Origin of the sequence: Pseudomonas sp. NPDC088429, assembly GCF_044753305.1 — a bacterium.
GTDB classification, from domain to species: Bacteria; Pseudomonadota; Gammaproteobacteria; order Pseudomonadales; family Pseudomonadaceae; genus Aquipseudomonas; species Aquipseudomonas rustica.
This window is the reverse complement of the sequence record NZ_JBIVMX010000012.1, coordinates 97,961-115,848: the sequence shown is the minus strand read 5'-3', so window position 1 is coordinate 115,848 and position 17,888 is coordinate 97,961. Positions and strand designations below refer to the sequence as shown.

At 60.4% G+C, this 17,888-nt stretch carries 22 protein-coding genes and 1 pseudogene; 9 read left to right on the top strand and 14 right to left on the bottom strand.

Features of this window, described 5'->3' with window-relative positions; translation table 11 throughout:
* On the top strand, positions 1-1,159 hold a 1,159-nt coding region (gene serS, locus ACIP66_RS09780), incomplete at its 5' end, for a serine--tRNA ligase (protein WP_400647494.1).
* Positions 1,160-2,554 carry a siroheme synthase CysG gene (gene cysG, locus ACIP66_RS09775; protein WP_212551465.1) on the top strand — a complete coding sequence of 465 codons (1,395 nt, stop codon included), beginning with the start codon at positions 1,160-1,162 and terminating at the stop codon, positions 2,552-2,554.
* A 94-nt stretch (positions 2,555-2,648) separates the two neighbouring features.
* Here the strand turns inward: cysG and ACIP66_RS09770 are convergent, their stop codons facing one another.
* The 8 genes from ACIP66_RS09770 to ACIP66_RS09735 all read right to left on the bottom strand — a co-directional run bounded on the left by ACIP66_RS09770 (position 2,649) and on the right by ACIP66_RS09735 (position 7,356).
* A complete protein-coding gene (locus ACIP66_RS09770) occupies positions 2,649-3,650 on the bottom strand; it encodes a glutathione S-transferase family protein (protein WP_400647491.1) in 1,002 nt (333 codons plus the stop codon).
* Between the two features lie 91 nt (positions 3,651-3,741).
* Positions 3,742-4,743 (bottom strand): glycosyl transferase family protein, encoded by a 1,002-nt coding sequence (locus ACIP66_RS09765; protein ID WP_400647489.1) that lies wholly within the window; start codon positions 4,741-4,743, stop codon positions 3,742-3,744.
* Complete coding sequence (locus ACIP66_RS09760; protein ID WP_159815199.1) at positions 4,740-5,075, bottom strand: TusE/DsrC/DsvC family sulfur relay protein; 336 nt, start codon at positions 5,073-5,075, stop codon at positions 4,740-4,742. Before ACIP66_RS09760 ends, ACIP66_RS09765 begins: the two co-directional genes overlap by 4 nt.
* Positions 5,072-5,365 (bottom strand): sulfurtransferase complex subunit TusB, encoded by a 294-nt coding sequence (gene tusB / locus ACIP66_RS09755; protein WP_053121577.1) that lies wholly within the window; start codon positions 5,363-5,365, stop codon positions 5,072-5,074. Before tusB ends, ACIP66_RS09760 begins: the two co-directional genes overlap by 4 nt.
* Positions 5,365-5,721, bottom strand: coding sequence for a sulfurtransferase complex subunit TusC (tusC, locus tag ACIP66_RS09750; RefSeq protein ID WP_400647485.1), 357 nt, complete (start codon positions 5,719-5,721; stop codon positions 5,365-5,367). Before tusC ends, tusB begins: the two co-directional genes overlap by 1 nt.
* A gap of 1 nt (position 5,722) precedes the next feature.
* Positions 5,723-6,115 carry a sulfurtransferase complex subunit TusD gene (gene tusD, locus ACIP66_RS09745; protein ID WP_400647482.1) on the bottom strand — a complete coding sequence of 131 codons (393 nt, stop codon included), beginning with the start codon at positions 6,113-6,115 and terminating at the stop codon, positions 5,723-5,725.
* A 180-nt stretch (positions 6,116-6,295) separates the two neighbouring features.
* The gene (locus ACIP66_RS09740; RefSeq protein ID WP_282358711.1) at positions 6,296-7,000 is read right to left on the bottom strand and encodes a YoaK family protein; all 705 of its coding nucleotides are present in this window, start codon (positions 6,998-7,000) and stop codon (positions 6,296-6,298) included.
* Between the two features lie 26 nt (positions 7,001-7,026).
* The gene (locus ACIP66_RS09735; RefSeq protein WP_212544684.1) at positions 7,027-7,356 is read right to left on the bottom strand and encodes a DUF6388 family protein; all 330 of its coding nucleotides are present in this window, start codon (positions 7,354-7,356) and stop codon (positions 7,027-7,029) included.
* A 135-nt stretch (positions 7,357-7,491) separates the two neighbouring features.
* Here ACIP66_RS09735 and ACIP66_RS09730 point away from each other — a divergent pair, with 135 nt between their 5' ends.
* Positions 7,492-7,842 (top strand): hypothetical protein, encoded by a 351-nt coding sequence (locus ACIP66_RS09730; RefSeq protein WP_053121569.1) that lies wholly within the window; start codon positions 7,492-7,494, stop codon positions 7,840-7,842.
* A gap of 103 nt (positions 7,843-7,945) precedes the next feature.
* On the opposite strand, the gene ACIP66_RS09725 is transcribed toward ACIP66_RS09730, so the two are convergent.
* Positions 7,946-8,371, bottom strand: a complete 426-nt coding sequence (locus ACIP66_RS09725) for an N-acetyltransferase (protein WP_212551472.1) — start codon at positions 8,369-8,371, stop codon at positions 7,946-7,948.
* A 149-nt stretch (positions 8,372-8,520) separates the two neighbouring features.
* On the opposite strand from ACIP66_RS09725, the gene ACIP66_RS09720 reads away from it, so the two are divergent.
* Entirely contained in the window at positions 8,521-8,964 is a 444-nt protein-coding gene (locus tag ACIP66_RS09720) for a hemerythrin domain-containing protein (RefSeq protein ID WP_053121565.1), read from the top strand.
* A gap of 28 nt (positions 8,965-8,992) precedes the next feature.
* Here ACIP66_RS09720 and ACIP66_RS09715 read toward each other — a convergent pair whose 3' ends face one another.
* Positions 8,993-9,529 (bottom strand): methylated-DNA--[protein]-cysteine S-methyltransferase, encoded by a 537-nt coding sequence (locus ACIP66_RS09715; protein ID WP_400647499.1) that lies wholly within the window; start codon positions 9,527-9,529, stop codon positions 8,993-8,995.
* A gap of 151 nt (positions 9,530-9,680) precedes the next feature.
* Here ACIP66_RS09715 and ggt point away from each other — a divergent pair, with 151 nt between their 5' ends.
* Together ggt and ACIP66_RS09705 are read left to right on the top strand one after the other, a co-directional pair.
* On the top strand, positions 9,681-11,408 hold the full coding sequence (ggt, locus tag ACIP66_RS09710) for a gamma-glutamyltransferase (protein ID WP_400647476.1): 1,728 nt from the start codon (positions 9,681-9,683) through the stop codon (positions 11,406-11,408).
* A 66-nt stretch (positions 11,409-11,474) separates the two neighbouring features.
* Positions 11,475-12,008 (top strand): cysteine hydrolase family protein, encoded by a 534-nt coding sequence (locus ACIP66_RS09705; protein WP_400647473.1) that lies wholly within the window; start codon positions 11,475-11,477, stop codon positions 12,006-12,008.
* A gap of 139 nt (positions 12,009-12,147) precedes the next feature.
* On the opposite strand, the gene ACIP66_RS09700 is transcribed toward ACIP66_RS09705, so the two are convergent.
* Positions 12,148-12,789, bottom strand: a complete 642-nt coding sequence (locus ACIP66_RS09700) for a TetR/AcrR family transcriptional regulator (protein ID WP_400647470.1) — start codon at positions 12,787-12,789, stop codon at positions 12,148-12,150.
* Positions 12,790-12,931: 142 nt separating this feature from the next.
* Between ACIP66_RS09700 and ACIP66_RS09695 the strand changes: the two are divergent.
* Positions 12,932-13,389 (top strand): annotated as a pseudogene (locus ACIP66_RS09695) (GNAT family N-acetyltransferase).
* Here ACIP66_RS09695 and ACIP66_RS09690 read toward each other — a convergent pair.
* Positions 13,380-13,688, bottom strand: a complete 309-nt coding sequence (locus ACIP66_RS09690; protein WP_212551477.1) for a hypothetical protein — start codon at positions 13,686-13,688, stop codon at positions 13,380-13,382. The pseudogene ACIP66_RS09695 and the gene ACIP66_RS09690 sit on opposite strands and share 10 nt — an antisense overlap.
* Positions 13,689-13,845: 157 nt before the next feature.
* Between ACIP66_RS09690 and ACIP66_RS09685 the strand changes: the two genes are divergently transcribed.
* Positions 13,846-15,291, top strand: a complete 1,446-nt coding sequence (locus tag ACIP66_RS09685) for a SulP family inorganic anion transporter (protein WP_400647467.1) — start codon at positions 13,846-13,848, stop codon at positions 15,289-15,291.
* Positions 15,292-15,470: 179 nt separating this feature from the next.
* On the opposite strand, the gene ACIP66_RS09680 is transcribed toward ACIP66_RS09685, so the two are convergent.
* Positions 15,471-15,989: a carboxymuconolactone decarboxylase family protein gene (locus tag ACIP66_RS09680; RefSeq protein ID WP_400647464.1), complete on the bottom strand. Its 519-nt coding sequence runs from the start codon at positions 15,987-15,989 to the stop codon at positions 15,471-15,473.
* A gap of 133 nt (positions 15,990-16,122) precedes the next feature.
* On the opposite strand from ACIP66_RS09680, the gene ACIP66_RS09675 reads away from it, so the two are divergent.
* The gene (locus tag ACIP66_RS09675) at positions 16,123-16,938 is read left to right on the top strand and encodes a cupin domain-containing protein (RefSeq protein ID WP_400647462.1); all 816 of its coding nucleotides are present in this window, start codon (positions 16,123-16,125) and stop codon (positions 16,936-16,938) included.
* 3 nt (positions 16,939-16,941) lie between these two features.
* Here ACIP66_RS09675 and ACIP66_RS09670 read toward each other — a convergent pair whose 3' ends face one another.
* Positions 16,942-17,835 carry a DMT family transporter gene (locus ACIP66_RS09670; protein ID WP_400647460.1) on the bottom strand — a complete coding sequence of 298 codons (894 nt, stop codon included), beginning with the start codon at positions 17,833-17,835 and terminating at the stop codon, positions 16,942-16,944.
* Between the last annotated feature and the right edge of the window lie 53 nt (positions 17,836-17,888).

The window sequence follows — 17,888 nt, the reverse complement described above, 5'->3', positions numbered from 1 at the left end:
GACCCGCACCGAAGCACTGCAGGCTGAGCGTAACGCGCGTTCCAAATCCATCGGTCAGGCCAAGCAGCGCGGCGAAGACATCGCCCCGTTGATGGCGGACGTCGAGCGCATGGCGGGCGAATTGAGTGCCGGTAAAGTCGAGCTGGACGCGATCCAGACCGAACTGGACTCGATCGTTCTGGGCATTCCTAACCTGCCGCACGAATCCGTGCCGGTCGGCAAGGACGAAGACGACAACGTCGAAGTGCGCCGCTGGGGCACGCCGACCGCTTTCGATTTCGAAGTGAAAGACCACGTTGCCCTCGGCGAGAAGTTCGGCTGGCTGGACTTTGAAACCGCCGCCAAGCTGTCCGGCGCGCGTTTCGCCCTGCTGCGTGGCCCGATCGCCCGTCTGCACCGCGCCTTGGCGCAGTTCATGATCAACCTGCACGTCAACGAGCACGGCTACGAAGAGGCTTACACGCCTTATCTGGTTCAGGCCCCGGCGCTGCAAGGCACCGGTCAACTGCCGAAATTCGAAGAAGACCTGTTCAAGATCGCCCGCGAAGGCGAAGCCGATCTGTACCTGATCCCGACTGCCGAAGTGTCGCTGACCAACATCGTCGCTGGCGAAATCGTCGATTCGAAACTGCTGCCGATCAAATTCGTTGCCCACACCCCGTGCTTCCGCAGTGAAGCCGGTGCATCGGGTCGCGACACGCGCGGCATGATCCGTCAGCACCAGTTCGACAAAGTTGAAATGGTGCAAATCGTTGAGCCGTCGACCTCGATGGAAGCGCTGGAAGGCCTGACCGCCAACGCTGAAAAAGTCCTGCAACTGCTCGGTCTGCCGTATCGCACCCTGGCGCTGTGCACCGGCGACATGGGCTTCAGCGCGGTCAAGACTTACGATCTGGAAGTGTGGATTCCGAGCCAGGACAAGTACCGCGAAATTTCGTCGTGCTCGAACTGCGGCGACTTCCAGGCCCGTCGGATGCAAACGCGTTTCCGCAACCCGGAAACCGGCAAGCCTGAGCTGGTGCACACGCTGAACGGTTCCGGTCTGGCCGTAGGCCGTACCCTGGTTGCCGTGCTGGAAAACTACCAGCAGGCCGACGGTTCGATCCGCGTGCCAGACGTGCTGAAGCCGTACATGGGTGGCCTTGAGGTCATCGGCTAAATGAAATATCTGCCGCTGTTTCACAACCTGCGCGGCAGTCGTGTGTTGGTCGTCGGTGGGGGGGAAATTGCCTTGCGCAAATCCCGCCTGCTGGCCGATGCCGGTGCGCTGCTGCGGGTGGTCGCACCTGAAATCGAATCGCAGCTGCGTGAGCTGGTCGCAGCCTCGGGCGGCGAATGCCTGTTGCGCGGTTACGTCGAGGCGGATCTGGACGGTTGCGGGCTGATCATCGCCGCCACCGACGATGAAACGCTGAACGCACAAGTCTCCACCGATGCTCACAAGCGTTGTGTGCCGGTCAATGTGGTCGACGCGCCTGCCTTGTGCAGCGTGATCTTCCCGGCGATCGTCGATCGCTCGCCGCTGATCATCGCAGTGTCCAGTGGCGGCGACGCGCCGGTGCTGGCGCGGTTGATTCGCGCCAAGATCGAAACCTGGATTCCATCGACTTACGGTCAACTGGCCGGGCTCGCCGCACGTTTCCGTAATCAGGTGAAAAGCCTGTTTCCGGATGTACAGCAGCGTCGTGGATTCTGGGAGGACGTCTTCCAAGGGCCGATTGCCGACCGCCAACTGGCCGGGCAGGGCGCCGAAGCCGAGCGTCTGTTGCAGGCCAAGATTGATGGCGAAGCAACGGTTACCACCGGTGAAGTGTATTTGGTCGGCGCAGGGCCGGGTGATCCGGATCTGCTGACGTTCAAGGCTTTGCGTCTGATGCAGCAAGCCGACGTGGTGTTGTACGACCGTTTGGTCGCACCAGCGATTCTTGAGTTGTGCCGTCGCGATGCCGAGCGCGTGTATGTCGGCAAGCGCCGTTCAGATCATGCCGTGCCGCAGGATCAGATCAACCAGCAACTGGTCGATCTGGCCAAGGCCGGTAAGCGTGTGGTGCGCTTGAAGGGCGGTGATCCGTTTATCTTCGGCCGTGGCGGCGAAGAGATCGAAGAGCTGGCGGCCCACGGGATTCCGTTTCAGGTGGTGCCTGGGATTACCGCAGCCAGTGGTTGCGCGGCGTATGCCGGGATTCCGCTGACCCATCGTGATTACGCGCAGTCAGTGCGCTTTGTCACCGGGCATTTGAAGGACGGTTCCACCGATCTGCCCTGGGCCGACCTCGTCGCCCCGGCGCAGACGCTGGTGTTCTACATGGGCCTGGTGGGCTTGCCGGTGATCTGCGAGCAGCTGATCAAGCACGGTCGCGCGGCGGATACCCCGGCGGCATTGATTCAGCAGGGCACCACGGTCAATCAGCGGGTCTTTACCGGCACGCTGGCGGATCTGCCACGCATGGTGGCGGAGCATGAAGTGCATGCGCCGACATTGGTGATCGTCGGGGAAGTGGTGCAACTGCGCGAGAAACTGGCGTGGTTTGAAGGGGCTCAGGCGCAGGTCTGAGTCAGATCAAAAGATCGCAGCCTTCGGCAGCTCCTACAGAGAACGCATTCTCATGTAGGAGCTGCCGAAGGCTGCGATCTTTTGATTTTTGCTGTTAGCCCTTCAACCAAACCCCTTTGCCGCCCAACCGCGCCCGATCATGGGCCACTGTGAAATCCTGCTCCGGCCCCTTCGGCACAACCCCCGTCGGGTTGATGGTCTTGTGGCTGCCGTAGTAGTGGTTCTTGATGTGCTGAAAATCCACCGTCTCGCCAATCCCCGGCAGTTGATACACCTCACGCAGCCAGTTCGACAGGTTCGGGTAATCGGCAATCCGTCGCAGATTGCACTTGAAGTGCCCGTGATATACCGCGTCAAAACGAATCATCGTGGTGAACAGGCGCACATCGGCTTCGGTCAGGTACTCGCCGGTCAGATAGCGATTCGCACCTAAAACCCGCTCCAGATGATCGAGCTCAGCAAACACCTCATCGAACGCTTGTTCATAGGCCTGTTGCGACGTGGCAAACCCCGCGCGGTAAACGCCGTTGTTTACGGCTGGATAGATTCGATCGTTCAGCGCATCGATCTCGCTGCGCAGTGGCGCCGGGTAGAAGTCCAACTCATTGCCAGTCAGACCATCAAACGCGCTGTTGAACATGCGGATGATCTCCGCTGATTCATTACTGACGATGCGTTTGAGCTTTTTGTCCCACAGCACCGGCACGGTGACGCGGCCGGTGTAGTCGGCGGTGTCAGCGGTGTAGCGCTGATGCATGAATTCAAAGTCATCGAGTTTGTCGCCGGTCGAGCCCAGCGCTTTGTCGAACGTCCAGCCGTTTTCCAGCATCAGCCAACTGACCACCGAAACGTCGATCAGACTTTCCAGACCTTTGAGTTTGCGCAGGATCAGCGTGCGATGTGCCCATGGACAAGCGAGTGACACGTAGAGGTGATAGCGACCGGCCTCGGCGGCAAAACCACCTTCACCGCTCGGGCCGGGCTCGCCGTTGGCGGTCACCCAGTTGCGGCGTTGCGCCTGTTCGCGCTGGAACGCGCCGTCTTTGCTGCTTTCGTACCACTTGTCCTGCCAGTGGCCATCGACGAGTAAACCCATGATCAAGACTCCGTAAATCAGTAAACGTTGGAGTCGAGTCTATTCCTGTGAGTTCGAACAAAAAGCGCAAAGATCGGGCGTGAATGATCGGTTAAATCGATTTGTCCCGCGCAGCCCAGTATTGCTCGGCGGTTTCGAAGGCTTGTTCACGCGGTTGGCCTAGCCCGCGCAGGGCCAGCGCCATCGTCGAAATCAGCGCCATTTGTGGGTAGCTGTCGACCACGTCGCCGCGCCACACGGCTTTCAAGTGCTCAATATCCAGCGATGAAGGTTTGACGTGACGTTGCGCCGACAGTTGCGGCCATTCCTCGTCCCAGCTCTCGCCACCCTTGGTGCCGTAGAGATGACTGTCGGCATCCGGGTTGATCTCGATTTCGCCGCCATCACCCTTGACCACAATCGCTGTATCGCCGAGCAGGCCGCTGGCATCGCGGTGCACCGCTTGGTAGCCGGGGTGGAAAATACTTTGCAGCCCGCAGCGAGCGCTCAACGGATTAAGAATCCGCGCCAGCGAATGAATCGGCGAGCGCAGACCCAAGGTGTTGCGCAGATCGATCATGTTCTGCAACTGCGGCGCCCAGTCCACCAGCGGCATAAATGCGAGGCCGCCGTTGTCCAGCGCCGTGCCGACCTGTTGCCAGGTGCGACACAACGGGATGTTCAACTCGCCGAGCAGTTGCTCGCTGTACAGCCGCCCGGCGGTGTGCGCGCCGCCGCCGTGCATGAAGATGCGCACGCCGTTCTGCGCCAGGCATTTGGCGGCCAGCAGGTACCACGGCAGATGGCGCTTCTTACCGGCGTAGGTCGGCCAATCCAGATCGACGTTCAGCGCCGGCGCCTGCAAGCGTTCCCGCAAGGCTTCGGTGAAACCGGCCATTTCCTCGGCGCTTTCTTCCTTGTGGCGCAGCAACATCAGGAACGCACCGAGCTGGGTGTCCTCGACCTTGTCGTCGAGCACCATGCCCATGGCTTCGCGCGCTTCTTCGCGCGTCAGGTCACGGGCGCCGCGTTTGCCCTTGCCGAGGATGCGTACGAATTGGGCGAATGGATGTTCAGCAGGCGTTTCGAGGGTCAGCGCTGGAAAGTCGGTCATAAGCAATTCGTCGGTTTGGGCAGGCCCGCCAGTTTTGCGGCGAGTTTGGCAGGGGTGCCTTTGAACAGTCGGTTCAGGTGCAGGCTGTTGCCTTTTTCCACACCGAGTTTCAGCGCGGTGTACTTGATCAGCGGCCGCGTGGCCGGGGACAACTGGAATTCGGCGTAGAAGCTGCGCAGCAATTCGAGGACTTCCCAGTGTTCGGCGGTCAACTCAATCTCTTCGGCAGCGGCGAGGGCGCTGGCGACATCCTGCGACCAGTCGCTGAGGTCAACGAGGAAACCATCCTTGTCCAGTTCGATGGCGCGGGCGCCGACGGTCATGGAATTCATAGCCAGCTGTTGACCTTGTCGTGATGGATCGACAGTTCGACGAAGGCCGGGTAGTCGATCACTTCGGCCCAGTCAGGAACTTGGAGGGCGCGCGCCTGCGCATCTTCGGCCAGAACGAACAATTTGATCTGGCGGCTGTGCAGCGCGGTGAACGGCGCGGTGCCCGGTTGCAACGCGTAGACCGCATCGCCGGACAGCAACAAAGCATCAGCGCCGCCGATTACGCGCAGGCAACTGGTCAGGCGATCGTCGCCGAACGGGGAATGAGACAACACATGCAAAGTCGACATCAGAGGGTGATCACCTGGTCGTAGCGGTCAATAAGGGCGGTGATTTGCGCGGCGGCCAGCGGCGCGGCTTCGTCCAGCGACAACGTGCTGAGACCGCGGGCGCTGGCGCTGTCGGCGCAATAGAACAGCTCTTCAACACCGAACATCGGCAGCGCTTGCAGGTTGGCGCTGAGGTCTTTCTGTTGCAGCGCTTTCGCGTTTTGCCCGGCGCTGAGTTGCAGCACGCCGTCATCGAGAAACAGCAAACCGATCGGCAGATCGAAAGCGCCGCCGGCCAGCACGATGTCCAGCGTTTCGCGGGCGCCGGGGCCCGACCATGGCGACTGGCGGCTGATGATCAACAGGGATTTTGCCATCTCACGCACCTCCAAAGCAGATCAGGCGATCGGCATCTTGCACCGCATCATGCAACTGACCGAGGCCGGACAATTCCCACGGCGTGCTGACCGAAATCGCTTCGCGCTGGTAACGCTTGGCTTCTTCCGCGTTCAGGGCGCCACGGCGCAGGGCGGCGGCGATGCAGACCACGCCGTCGAGCTTCTGCTCGGTGATAAACGCGCGCCATTGCTTGGGCAAGTCGAGTTCGTCCTGCGGGGTGACCACCGCGTCGGAGGCGTTGTAGACGCCGTCCTGATAGAAAAACAGCCGGACAACCTCATGCCCACCGGCCAGTGCCGCTTGCGCAAACAGCAGGGCACGGCGCGAGGAGGGCGCATGGGCGGCGGAAAACAACGCGATGGCGAACTTCATGACGGACTCGATCAGCAAAACTGCGGCCATGATAAAGCATTGCGGCCGCCAAAGGATCGCGGAAACCCGATCCCTGTAGGAGCTGCGGCACGCTGCGATCTGTTGATCTTGATTTTAAAAAAACCAGATCAAAAGATCGCAGCCTCGTTTCACTCGTCATCTCCTACAGGGGATTTGCGGTTAGCGGGGCATGTAGCCGAGTTGCCAGCGTCGCGGGATTCTGAGGGAAAGCAGGCCGATCAACGCGGCCAGCACAGCGCTGACAAACATGGCCTTGAGGCCCAAATGCTGTTCCAGCACCGCCCCCAAAATGGCGCCGATAAACATCCCGCTCCACGGCACCAGTTGCACCCGCCAGCCGCTGCGCCGTTCGCCGAGCATCCAGCGCCCCAGTCCTCGGCCAAATCGCGACAGCGCGCCGGTCACGTAGGTCAGCCCGACCGGCAGGCCATTCACTTCCTCGACCGCCGCGTTGAGCATGCCCATCGCAATGATCGCTGCGAGCAATGCCGGCAGTTGCGCGTCGAACGGCCACGCTGCCGAGGTGCAGAGCAGGGTGGCGATGCACAGCAGCAGCGGCAGCGCGCGTCGCCCACCGAGGCGCGCGACGAGTACACCCAAGGCGTTACCGAGGATGAACGTTGCGACAAGAATCACCAGGCGCAAGGTCAACCCGAGATCACCTTCACTGATCGCCACCGCCAGTCGTGTCGTGTTCCCGCTCATGAACGAGACGAAATCGCCGCTGGCCATGAAACCGATGGCATCGGTCATGCCGGCCAGTACCGACAGGCTGGCGACCAGCGCCAGACCCACGCGTCCGCGCCATTTCTGCGTGTGCAGATGGCCGGGGCTGGCGCGATGAGTCGAGGCGGAAGGCAGCATCGGCGAAAGGATCCTTGGCGTGGCGGTTAAGGTTCTATCCCGTACAGGTCGCAGTATTCCAGCCAGTCCATGCCGGCCATTTCCGCCACCTCGCGATGCACTTCCAGGCGCTGCGCCTGATATTCCTCAGGCGAATCAGCGGTCAGCTGCAACGTCAGTTCCCAGGCGAACAATCCCAGTTTGTCCGCTTCTTCTTCAAACGCCTCATGCAGACGTTCTTCGCGGTATTGCGCCTGGGTTTCGCCCTTGGCCTGAGCCAACAGAGGATTGAGGTGGTCGAGGCTTTCGCGCAATTCAGGGCGCGCATCGAGAAACAGTTTCAGGGCGTGTTCATGTCGCTGATCGGTAGGCGCCATGGGTTTTCCTTGTGAGGCTGATGACCTTAGGTTGCCGCAGCGGCGAGTGCCTGTCTCGTTATAAATGCAGTAAAGCAGAACGATTTCCGCTTGCGGCGGTGATACAGTCCGCTTTTTTCTGAATGAGCGAATGCAATGCGAATTCTGATGGTAGCGCTGGCGGCGACGGTTCTGGCCGGTTGCGCAGGGTCGGCGATGGACGATGCGCGCACCCAGGCGCCTTATAAAGTCATGACCTCGGACAAAGCCGAGAAGCTCGTGGCGCAGTGCGTGCAATTCGCCTGGCAAGACGAGGCGGTGTTTGGCGTGGACGCGGGGGCTTATCTGCAACCGGGCAAGAAGGGCGGTTCGACGGTGTACACCCGTTCGGCGGAGTCGTTCGTTGACCTGAGCACGGAGCCGTCGGGGACGACGCTGAACTACTACGCGCAGAAAGATGATTTTGTCGCGAAGCGGCGGTTGGCGGCGTTGGCGACTTGCCTCTGATTATTGGGTGAATTGACGGCCGCCTTCGCGAGCAGGCTCGCTCCCACAATTTGGAATGCATTCCAATGTGGGAGCGAGCCTGCTCGCGAAGGGGCCAGTCCATTCAACCTATAAGCCGCTTCTGGAAAAAATGCCGCTTATGCCCCAGCGGATAATCAACAATCTCACCGCACTCGGTATACCCGACCTTCTTGTAAAACTCCGGCGCCTGAAACGAAAAGGTGTCGAGCCAGATCCCCACGCAATCCTTCTCCCGCGCAAAATCTTCGGCCATCTGCATCAGTTTCGAACCGATGCCCTGACCGCGCCCTTCAATCGGCACGGCCAACAATTCAATAAACAACCAGCGATAAAACGTGTGGCCATACAGCCCGCCGAGCACAGCGTCGTGCTCGTCGCGCACCAACAGCGCGATCGGTTCCCACGCCGATGGGCCGGCCTGAGAGACGTTATGCGCGCGCAGTGGCGCCAGAATGGCCGCACGGTGTTCTTCCGTGGGTGTTTGCGTTAACTCGATGCGCAAGTTCATGCAGGACTTCCTTGTAGGATAATTCGCCAGCGTATCCTGCCCGGTGGTCTGCTTCCAAGTCCCTGCGCAAAACCGGTGGAACCGTCGCTCGCGCGTCGCGGTCTAGCTTTTACAGCGTCATTCCAGCACGCGGTTGATGAGGACACGCCATGAATATTTTTGAAGCCCTTCGTGAAAGCCACGACCGCCAGCGCACTTACGCGAAAAGCCTGATCAAAACCAGCGGTGACACCCCGGAGCGGGTTGAGGCTTACAAACTGCTTAAAGATGAACTGCAAGCCCACGAAACCGCCGAAGAACGTCACTTCTACATTCCGTTGATGGAGTGCGATGCCGGTGTCGACCTCAGTCGTCACGCGATTTCCGAGCACCATGAAATGGACGAGATGATGGAAGAGCTCGACGAGACCGAGATGTCGAGCCCGGCGTGGTTGGCGACGGCGAAGAAGTTGTCGGAGAAGGTGCATCACCACTTGGAGGAAGAAGAGCAGAAGTTCTTCCAGATGGCCGGCAAATTGCTCAATGAGAAGCAGAAGGTGCAGCTCGCCGGGCAATATGAAAAAGAGTATCAGGAGCAGGTCGAGGCTAAGTAGATCAAAAGATCGCAGCCTTCGGCAGCTCCTACAGGAGATCGAATTGCAAATGCAGGAGCTGCCGCGGGCTGCAATCTTTTGATGTTAAAGCTCCCTCCAGCGTCAGCAAATGCTCCTTGGCCTCCAGCCCGCCCGCAAACCCGGTGAGTTTCCCCGACGCGCCGATCACCCGATGACACGGCGCGACAATCGAAATCGGATTACGTCCATTCGCTGCGCCCACCGCCCTCACCGCTGAAGGATTGCCGATCTGCGCGGCAATCTGGCTGTAGCTGCGCGTCTCGCCAAACGGAATGGTCAGCAACGCTGCCCACACCTGTTTCTGAAAATCAGTGCCGACAAAATCCAGCTCCAGATCGAAGCGATCGCGGGAGCCGGAAAAATATTCTTGCAGCTGCCGAGCGGTTTTTATCAGGATCGGATTGTCTGGTGCTGCGCTCATCGGCCCGAGGCGCACGCGGTTCGGTTTGTCGTTTTCCCAGAGGATGGCCGCCAGTCGTGAACCGTTCGCGACCAGCTTCAACTCGCCGACGGGCGAGGGCAGGGTGATGAAGGTAAAAGCCATGCAGGCCAGCTCCGGTTCAGGGCATCGATGGCGCTCAGCATACTGCCTGCGGGGGGAGGCGCAATGCGCAATCGCGACCATACTGCTTGTTGCTCTTGAAGCGTTCGCCTCTGTTTTGCACAGACCCTAAAAACAAAAAAGAGATCGACTCATGAAGTACGAACCTTTGGCCAAATCGCTGATAGCGACCTCATTGGCACTCAGCTGTCTGATGGCTCACGCGGCCTCGGTCGCACCGGTCGCTGCCGAAAACGGCATGGTGGTCACCGCGCAACATCTGGCGACCCACGTCGGTGTCGACGTGTTGAAAAGCGGCGGCAACGCGGTGGATGCCGCCGTCGCGGTGGGTTATGCGCTGGCGGTGGTTTACCCCGCAGCGGGCAACCTCGGCGGTGGCGGTTTCATGACCATTCAACTGGCCGACGGACGCAAGACCTTCCTCGATTTCCGCGAAAAGGCGCCGCTGGCCGCGACCGCCAATATGTATCTGGACAAGGAAGGCAACGTCATTCCTGATCTGAGCACGCGCGGCCACTTGGCGGTCGGCGTACCGGGCACCGTCTCCGGCATGGAACTGGCGCTGAGCAAGTACGGCACCAAGCCGCGCAAAGACATGATCGCCCCGGCCATCAAATTGGCTGAAGACGGTTTCGAGCTGGAGCAGGGTGACGTCGAGCTGCTGGAATACGCCACCGATGTGTTCAAAAAGGACATCCGCGATTCCGGCTCGATCTTCCTGCACAACGGCGAACCGATGCAGGTCGGGCAGAAACTGGTGCAGAAGGATCTGGCCAAAACCCTGCGCACCATTTCCGAAAAAGGCACCGACGGCTTCTATAAAGGCTGGGTCGCCGATGCGATCGTGACGTCGAGTCAGGCCAACAAGGGCATCATCACCCAGGCCGACCTCGACAAATACAAGACCCGCGAACTGGCGCCGGTCGAGTGTGATTACCGTGGCTACCACGTGGTTTCCGCGCCACCGCCAAGCTCCGGCGGTGTGGTGATCTGCCAGATCATGAACATCCTCGAAGGCTATCCGATGAAGGAGCTGGGCTTCCATTCGGCCCAGGGCATGCACTATCAGATCGAAGCGATGCGCCACGCGTACGTGGATCGCAACAGCTATCTGGGTGATCCGGATTTCGTCAAAAACCCGATCGAACACCTGCTCGACAAGAACTACGCAACGAAACTGCGCGACGCGATTCAACCGCAGAAGGCTGGCGTCTCGGCTGAGCTGAAACCGGGTACCGCACCGCATGAAGGCAGCAACACCACGCACTATTCGATCGTCGACAAGTGGGGTAACGCGGTTTCGGTCACTTACACCCTCAACGACTGGTTCGGTGCAGGCGTGATGGCGAGCAAGACCGGGGTGATCCTCAACGATGAAATGGACGACTTCACCTCCAAGGTCGGCGTGCCGAACATGTACGGTCTGGTGCAGGGCGAAGCCAACGCGATCGCGCCGGGCAAGGCACCGCTGTCGTCGATGAGCCCGACCATCGTCACCAAGGACGGCAAAGTGGTGATGGTGGTGGGCACGCCGGGCGGTAGCCGGATCATCACCGCGACCTTGCTGACCATGCTCAACGTCATCGACTACGGCATGGGCCTGCAGGAAGCAGTCGATGCGCCGCGCTTCCACCAGCAGTGGATGCCGGAGGAAACCAACCTCGAAGACTTCGCGGCGAGTCCCGACACGAAGAAGATTCTCGAGAGCTGGGGCCACAAGTTTGCCGGCCCGCAGGATGCCAACCACATCGCCGCGATTCTGGTCGGCGCACCGTCGCTGGGCGGTAAGCCGGTTGGCAAAAACCGCTTCTACGGTGCCAACGATCCACGGCGTAATACCGGTTTGTCATTGGGTTACTGAGGCGCGTAAAAACGGGGCGGGCTCATGTCCGCCCCTGTTTCAAGGACTGATCAAGGAAGGCTCATCATGACCACCGCATTGCTGATCATCGACGTCCAGCAAGCTCTCTGCTCGGGCGAGTATGAGTGCCATGACATTCACCGGGTGATCGACACCATCAACGGCCTCAGCCGCCGAGCGCGCACGGCCGGGGTGCCGGTGGTGCTGATTCAGCATGAAGAAAAGGACAGTCCGTTGGCTCATGGTGCGGAAGGCTGGCAACTGGCCAAAGGGCTGGAAACATCGAGCGAGGATTTACGCGTGCGCAAGACCACGCCCGATTCGTTCTATCAGACTGATTTACGCAAACTGCTGCCGAGCGAGGATTTCGAACGCTTGGTCATTTGCGGCTTGCAAACCGACTATTGCATCAACGCGACCGTGCGCCAGGCCCATCAACTGGGCTACGACGTAGTGCTCGCCGCCGACGCACACTCCACCGTCGACAACGGCCCGATGAGCGCCGACGACATCATCGCCGAACACAACAAAGACCTCGCGCATTTGACCGGCTCCGTCGCGCGCATCGACGTGAAACCCGCTGCCACCATTATGTTTTGAAAACACCACACCCCTGTAGGAGCTGCCGGAGGCTGCGATCTGTTGATCTTGAAAATCATGATCAAAGATCGCAGCCTCGTTTCACTCGACAGCTCCTACAGGGGTTGTGTTTGCAGATGTACTGCGGTCATTCTGCGGTTCAAGTCGCAAACAAAACCCCGCGAATCTCCCCAGCCCTCGGCGGCACAACACCCTCCAGCACCAACCGCGTAATCGTCTCCGCCGCCCGTTCGTAATCCTCATCCAGCGGCTCTTCGCGTTCCATGATTCGGCCCATCTGCCAGCCAATGTTGGTGTACGTGCGCGTCGCCGACCAGATGAACAGCATCAAATGCTCCGGATCCACCGGTGCCAGCAAACCGCGCTCGATCCAGCTGCGCAAACACTCGACATTCCGTCGCGCTTCAGCGTGCAGCAGGTCGCGGCACTCGTCTGGCAACTGCCGCCCGCCGAGCAACAACTCTCCACTGAAAACCTTGGCTATCGCCGGATGCTCGCGGGCGATGCGAATCCGCGCAGCGACATAAGCGCGCAAGCCCACCAGCGGATCGTCGCTTTCACGCAGCACCGCCGACGCCTCCAGCAACGGTTCGACAAACCCCAGCAAGACTTTCGAGTAGAGGTTTTCCTTGGTCTGGAAGTAGTAATACAGGTTCGCCTTGGGCACGCCGGCGCGGGCGGCGATGTCGCGGGTCTGGGTGGCGTCGAAGCCGTTGGCGGCGAATTCTTCACTGGCAGCGTTGAGGATCAACTGCTCGTTGCGTACGCGGATGGCGCTCATGAAAACACGGTCTGAATGGACAACATGGAAAGATTCTGGCGATTTCGGTTTCGCAATATACAAAACTATATAGCGGTGAGGCCAGCTTACTCGACAGACAGCGCTATGCTGCTTCGATCATTGAATAAACGAGGAAGGGGTCATGACGATTAAGGCATTGCGCGCCGATAGCGCACAGCTGGAGGCGGTGGCGCAGTTGTTCGACGTTATCGGGGTTTCTACGAGCAGCCGTCGAATCTGCCACAGTCGCGCGCCTTCATCGCCGAACGCATGGCGGCGGGGGAGTCAGCGATTTTTCTGGCGCAGGACGAGCACGGTGAGGCGCTGGGATTTGTGCAGTTGTACCCGACGTTTTCCTCCATCGACGCCCATCGCACCTGGCTGCTCAGCGATCTGTTCACCACGCCGGCCGCCCGGGGTCGCGGCGTTGGCCGATTGCTGATGAACACCGCCCGCGCGTTTGCGCTGGAAACCGGCGCGAAGGGGTTGGTGCTGGAAACCGCCACCGACAACTTCACCGCGCAGGGTTTGTACGAGTCGTTGGGGTATGTGCGCGACACCGGTTATTACACTTACGTGCTCGACTTGCGTCAGGGCTGAGGGGATTGCGCCAGTAGCCGTTCGATCTGCGCCAATTCCCAAGTGCTGAGCAAACTCACCGGATCAGTGCCATAACGTTGCCAACCCTCGAGCGCGCCTTCGCGCCCATCGGTATCGCGCGCGTATTCACAGTGATGCAACCGGCCGCCGTCAAAATCCAGCAGCAAGCGCCAGCCTTCGATATCGACGGCAACCAGCCCGGACGCGGAAGGTGCCTCGCATACTTTAAAAACGAGCACCTCAAGCGCCGCGTCACGCAAACGCTGACAAACTTCGCGAGCGGTTAAAAATGCAGACATGTTCGAACTCGATGAAGACTGAGCGCACCAGCATAAAGCGCAGGTCGATAACTGTCAGCGATCACTGGCCGCTGCGGGGACAATTCCGTAACATCCGCAACCCACTTTTCCCCGAACACCTGCGGTCACCGACGTTGGCCGCTCAGTCAGGTAAGCCATGAAACCGATTCGTCTGCGCGCCGATGTCCTGGCCGGACTCACCACCTCGTTTGCCCTGTTGCCCGAATGCATCGCCTTCGCGCTGGTGGCACACCTCAATCCGCTGATGGGCCTGTACGGTGCTTTCATCATCTGCACGCTGACCGCTTTGTTCGGCGGTCGGCCGGGTATGGTCTCCGGGGCGGCGGGTTCGATGGCGGTGGTGATTGTTGCGCTGGTGGTGCAACACGGCGTGCAGTATTTACTGGCGACCGTGCTGCTCGGCGGTTTGATCATGATGGCGTTCGGTTTGCTGCGCTTGGGCAAACTGGTGCGCATGGTGCCGCACCCGGTGATGCTCGGGTTCGTTAACGGTCTGGCGATCATCATTGCCCTGGCGCAACTGGAGCATTTCAAGAACGGTGAGGAATGGCTCAGCGGCACGCCGCTGTACCTGATGGCAGGGCTGGTGGCGCTGACCATGGCGATCGTTTACATCCTGCCGCGCCTGACCAAAGCGGTGCCGCCGGCGCTGGTAGCGATTCTTGGCGTCGGCCTGCTGGTCTATCTCTTCGGCCTGCCGACCCGCACCCTCGGTGACATGGCGCACATCGCCGGTGGTCTGCCGACTTTCGCTCTGCCGGACATCCCGTGGACTTTCGAAACCCTGCGCATCATCGCCCCCTACGCGATTCTGATGGCGCTGGTCGGGCTGCTGGAAACCCTGCTGACGCTGAACCTCACCGACGAAATCACTGAAACCCGTGGCTACCCGGATCGCGAATGCGTGGCGCTGGGCGCGGCGAACATGGTCTCGGGCGCATTCGGCGGTATGGGCGGTTGCGCGATGATCGGCCAGACCGTGATCAACCTCAGCTCCGGTGGGCGCGGACGCTTGTCCGGCGTCGTGGCGGGCGTGCTGATTCTGTTGTTCATTCTGTTTCTGTCGCCGCTGATCGAGCGTATTCCGCTGGCGGCGCTGGTCGGGGTGATGTTCGTGGTCTCGCAACAGACCTTCGCCTGGGCGTCGTTGCGCGTCATCAACAAAGTCCCGCTCAACGATGTGCTGGTGATCATCGCCGTGACCACCATCACCGTGTTCACCGATCTGGCCACCGCTGTGCTGTGCGGCATCATCATTGCTGCGATGAATTTCGCCTGGCAGCAGGCGCGCGAGTTGTACGCCGATGAGCACTTGGAGGCCGACGGCAGCAAACTCTATCGCCTGCACGGCACGCTGTTTTTCGCCTCGACCACGCCGTTCCTCAACCAGTTCGACCCGGCGACCGATCCGCAAAAAGTCACCCTCGATTGCCGGCATCTGAGCTTTGTCGATTACTCGGCGATTGCCGCGCTGAAAACCCTGCGCGAGCGCTACGCCAAAGCGGGCAAGGATCTGCAGGTGTTCCACCTGTCCGAGCGCTGCAAAAAACTGCTGAAACGCGCCGGCGTTGATCACGAGTGACACACGGCGCTTACACGACTTTGTGATGAATGTGGACTTGTGGCGAGGGGATTTATCCCCGATGGACTGCGCAGCAGGCCCCTGTTTTCTAGTTAAAAGAGGGATCGGTCCGCAGTCCAACGGGGCGGTGCGACGTTTCGCTAAATCCGCTCGCCACAAGGGTTACACGGGGCTTCTAATCAGGCGTCGATGGCCGGGAAGTCGATCTCGGTCAGCGCCACGTTGTTCAGGTAGTTGGTCAGGGTCTGCACCGCCACCACGGCAATCACTTCGATGATCTTGCTGTCGTCAATCCCCGCAGCGCGAGCGGCGGCGATCTGCTCGTCACTCAAGTGGCCACGGCTTTCCGTCAATTGATAGGCGAGGGCGGCATAGGCGTTCAACTCACCTTGGCGCGCCGCGACGATTTCCTCGGCCGACAACCCGGCCTTGCTGCCGAAAAAGGTGTGCGCCGCCAGGCAGTAATCGCAGCCGTTAACCTGCGAGGTCGCCAGGTACACCGCTTCTTTTTCCTTGGCGCTGAGCGACGATTTGCCCAGTGTCGCTGACGCTTGCACGTAGGTGTCGAGCGCGACCGGCGCCTTGGCCAGTGTGGCGAACAGGTTCGGCAGGAAACCGATTTTCTTCTTCACACCTTCCAGCACGGGGCGGGTGGCGTCGGTGGCGGTTTCGAGGCTGATGGCGTTGATGCGGCTCATGGTGATTCTCCGAAAGTCCGGCGCGAACTGCGTCGGCGATGGAGTGAATGTTAGTGAGCGCAACTGGTGCTTTGGCGGCAAATCGTCGACGATATGCGGCAGATCGTCCAGATTCGCCCGCAGGAGTCGCCCAATGGATCGCCTTTCTACTTTGCTCAGCCACTTCGGTGTGAATGCCGGCACCTTTCACAGCGGCGCGTTTTGCGGCATCAGCGTGCATGAGGGCGAGCCGTGCGGGCATGTGCATCTGTTGCAGGCGGGCGAGTTGCTGCTCAGGCCGGGTAACGAACGCGAGCTCAGGCTGAGTGAACCCTCGCTGATTTTCTTTCCGCGACCGTTTCCCCATCGAATGTCTGCCGACGAGTCCATGGACACCCGCGTGGTCTGCGCCACGCTGACGTTCGACGGCGGATCGGGCAATGCACTCGCCACCGCGTTGCCGGATTATCTGGTGCTGAAACTCAGCGACATTCCCGAACTCGGCAGCACGCTGGAGTGGTTGTTCAAGGAAGCCTTCGAAGGACATTGCGGGCGGGTTGCGGTGATGGATCGGCTGTTTGAACTGCTGGTGATTCTGCTGTTGCGCCACCTCATCAGCAGTCGCGATCAACAACCGGGGATGATGGCCGGGCTGGCCGATCCGCGTTTGTCGCGGGCCTTGATCCAGATGCACGAGCAGCCGCATAAACCGTGGAGCGTGGCCGAGCTGGCCAGCGTCGCCAACCTCTCGCGCGCCAGTTTTGCCGAGCAGTTTCGCCGCGTGGTCGGGCAGACGCCGGCCGATTATCTGCTGAGCTGGCGGGTCAGCCTGGCGCAGAAACGTTTGCGCGAGGGCACGCCGATTGCGCTGATCGCCGCAGAGGTCGGTTACGAAAGCCCTTCGGCGCTGGCTCGCGCGTTTCGCCGCAAGACCGGGCTCAGCCCGCGCGAGTGGAAGGCTGGCGCCTAGAGATTATTTGGCGAACTTCTTCGCCCCGGCGACACACAGAATGACGCCCAACGTCACCGCGAGCATGCCGACGCTGACGTGTTCATGCAGCAACGTCGCCGCCAGCGCCAAACCAAAAAACGGCTGCAACAACTGCAACTGACCCACCGCCGCAATCCCGCCCTGCGCCAGGCCGCGATACCAGAACACAAAACCGATCAACATGCTGAACAGCGACACATAGCCCAGACACAGCCATGCCGACAGGCTGATGGTGCTGAACGAGGCGGGCGCCAGCCACAGACTGAGCACCGCCATCAGCGGCAGCGACAGCACCAGCGCCCAGCAAATCACCTGCCAGCCGCCGAGGCTGCGCGACAATTTCGCCCCTTCGGCGTAGCCCAGACCGCAGGCGACGATGGCGGCCAACATTAGCAAGTCGCCGGTTGGCGAAGCGGTCAGGCCTTGAGAGATCGCAAACCCCACCACCAGCGCACTGCCGAATACCGAGAAAATCCAGAACACCGGACGCGGCCGTTCACCACCGCGCAACACGCCGAAAATCGCTGTCGCCAGTGGCAGCAATCCTACAAAGACAATCGAATGTGCTGACGTCACGTGTTGCAATGCCAACGCAGTCAGCAGCGGAAATCCGAGCACCACGCCCATCGCCACGATGAACAACGACAGCCACTGATCGCGTGTGGGGCGCCGTTCGCGAAACAGCCACAGCAGTGCCACGGCCAATACCCCAGCGATGGCGGCACGCAATACCGTGAGAAACACCGGGTCGAATTCCAGCACCGCCAATCGCGTGGCTGGCAGCGAACCGCTGAAAATCACCACGCCAATAAAGCCGTTGATCCAGCCGCTGGTTTTTTCCAGTGCCGGGTTTGTCAGATTCGAGGTTCGTTCCATATCGGGGCGCGCTCAAAAGTGGGGTTGCGTCATTTCAATCCTATGGCTGAGAA

Bases quoted from the DNA above. Each gene is read 5' to 3' on its own strand.
- cysG (WP_212551465.1), top strand. From the start codon at position 1,160: ATGAAATATCTGCCGCTGTTTCACAACCTGCGCGGCAGTCGTGTGTTG.
- ACIP66_RS09770 (WP_400647491.1), bottom strand. From the start codon at position 3,650: ATGGGTTTACTCGTCGATGGCCACTGGCAGGACAAGTGGTACGAAAGC.
- ACIP66_RS09765 (WP_400647489.1), bottom strand. From the start codon at position 4,743: ATGACCGACTTTCCAGCGCTGACCCTCGAAACGCCTGCTGAACATCCA.
- ACIP66_RS09760 (WP_159815199.1), bottom strand. From the start codon at position 5,075: ATGAATTCCATGACCGTCGGCGCCCGCGCCATCGAACTGGACAAGGAT.
- tusB (WP_053121577.1), bottom strand. From the start codon at position 5,365: ATGTCGACTTTGCATGTGTTGTCTCATTCCCCGTTCGGCGACGATCGC.
- tusC (WP_400647485.1), bottom strand. From the start codon at position 5,721: ATGGCAAAATCCCTGTTGATCATCAGCCGCCAGTCGCCATGGTCGGGC.
- tusD (WP_400647482.1), bottom strand. From the start codon at position 6,115: ATGAAGTTCGCCATCGCGTTGTTTTCCGCCGCCCATGCGCCCTCCTCG.
- ACIP66_RS09740 (WP_282358711.1), bottom strand. From the start codon at position 7,000: ATGCTGCCTTCCGCCTCGACTCATCGCGCCAGCCCCGGCCATCTGCAC.
- ACIP66_RS09735 (WP_212544684.1), bottom strand. From the start codon at position 7,356: ATGGCGCCTACCGATCAGCGACATGAACACGCCCTGAAACTGTTTCTC.
- ACIP66_RS09730 (WP_053121569.1), top strand. From the start codon at position 7,492: ATGCGAATTCTGATGGTAGCGCTGGCGGCGACGGTTCTGGCCGGTTGC.
- ACIP66_RS09725 (WP_212551472.1), bottom strand. From the start codon at position 8,371: ATGAACTTGCGCATCGAGTTAACGCAAACACCCACGGAAGAACACCGT.
- ACIP66_RS09720 (WP_053121565.1), top strand. From the start codon at position 8,521: ATGAATATTTTTGAAGCCCTTCGTGAAAGCCACGACCGCCAGCGCACT.
- ACIP66_RS09715 (WP_400647499.1), bottom strand. From the start codon at position 9,529: ATGGCTTTTACCTTCATCACCCTGCCCTCGCCCGTCGGCGAGTTGAAG.
- ggt (WP_400647476.1), top strand. From the start codon at position 9,681: ATGAAGTACGAACCTTTGGCCAAATCGCTGATAGCGACCTCATTGGCA.
- ACIP66_RS09705 (WP_400647473.1), top strand. From the start codon at position 11,475: ATGACCACCGCATTGCTGATCATCGACGTCCAGCAAGCTCTCTGCTCG.
- ACIP66_RS09700 (WP_400647470.1), bottom strand. From the start codon at position 12,789: ATGAGCGCCATCCGCGTACGCAACGAGCAGTTGATCCTCAACGCTGCC.
- ACIP66_RS09690 (WP_212551477.1), bottom strand. From the start codon at position 13,688: ATGTCTGCATTTTTAACCGCTCGCGAAGTTTGTCAGCGTTTGCGTGAC.
- ACIP66_RS09685 (WP_400647467.1), top strand. From the start codon at position 13,846: ATGAAACCGATTCGTCTGCGCGCCGATGTCCTGGCCGGACTCACCACC.
- ACIP66_RS09680 (WP_400647464.1), bottom strand. From the start codon at position 15,989: ATGAGCCGCATCAACGCCATCAGCCTCGAAACCGCCACCGACGCCACC.
- ACIP66_RS09675 (WP_400647462.1), top strand. From the start codon at position 16,123: ATGGATCGCCTTTCTACTTTGCTCAGCCACTTCGGTGTGAATGCCGGC.
- ACIP66_RS09670 (WP_400647460.1), bottom strand. From the start codon at position 17,835: ATGGAACGAACCTCGAATCTGACAAACCCGGCACTGGAAAAAACCAGC.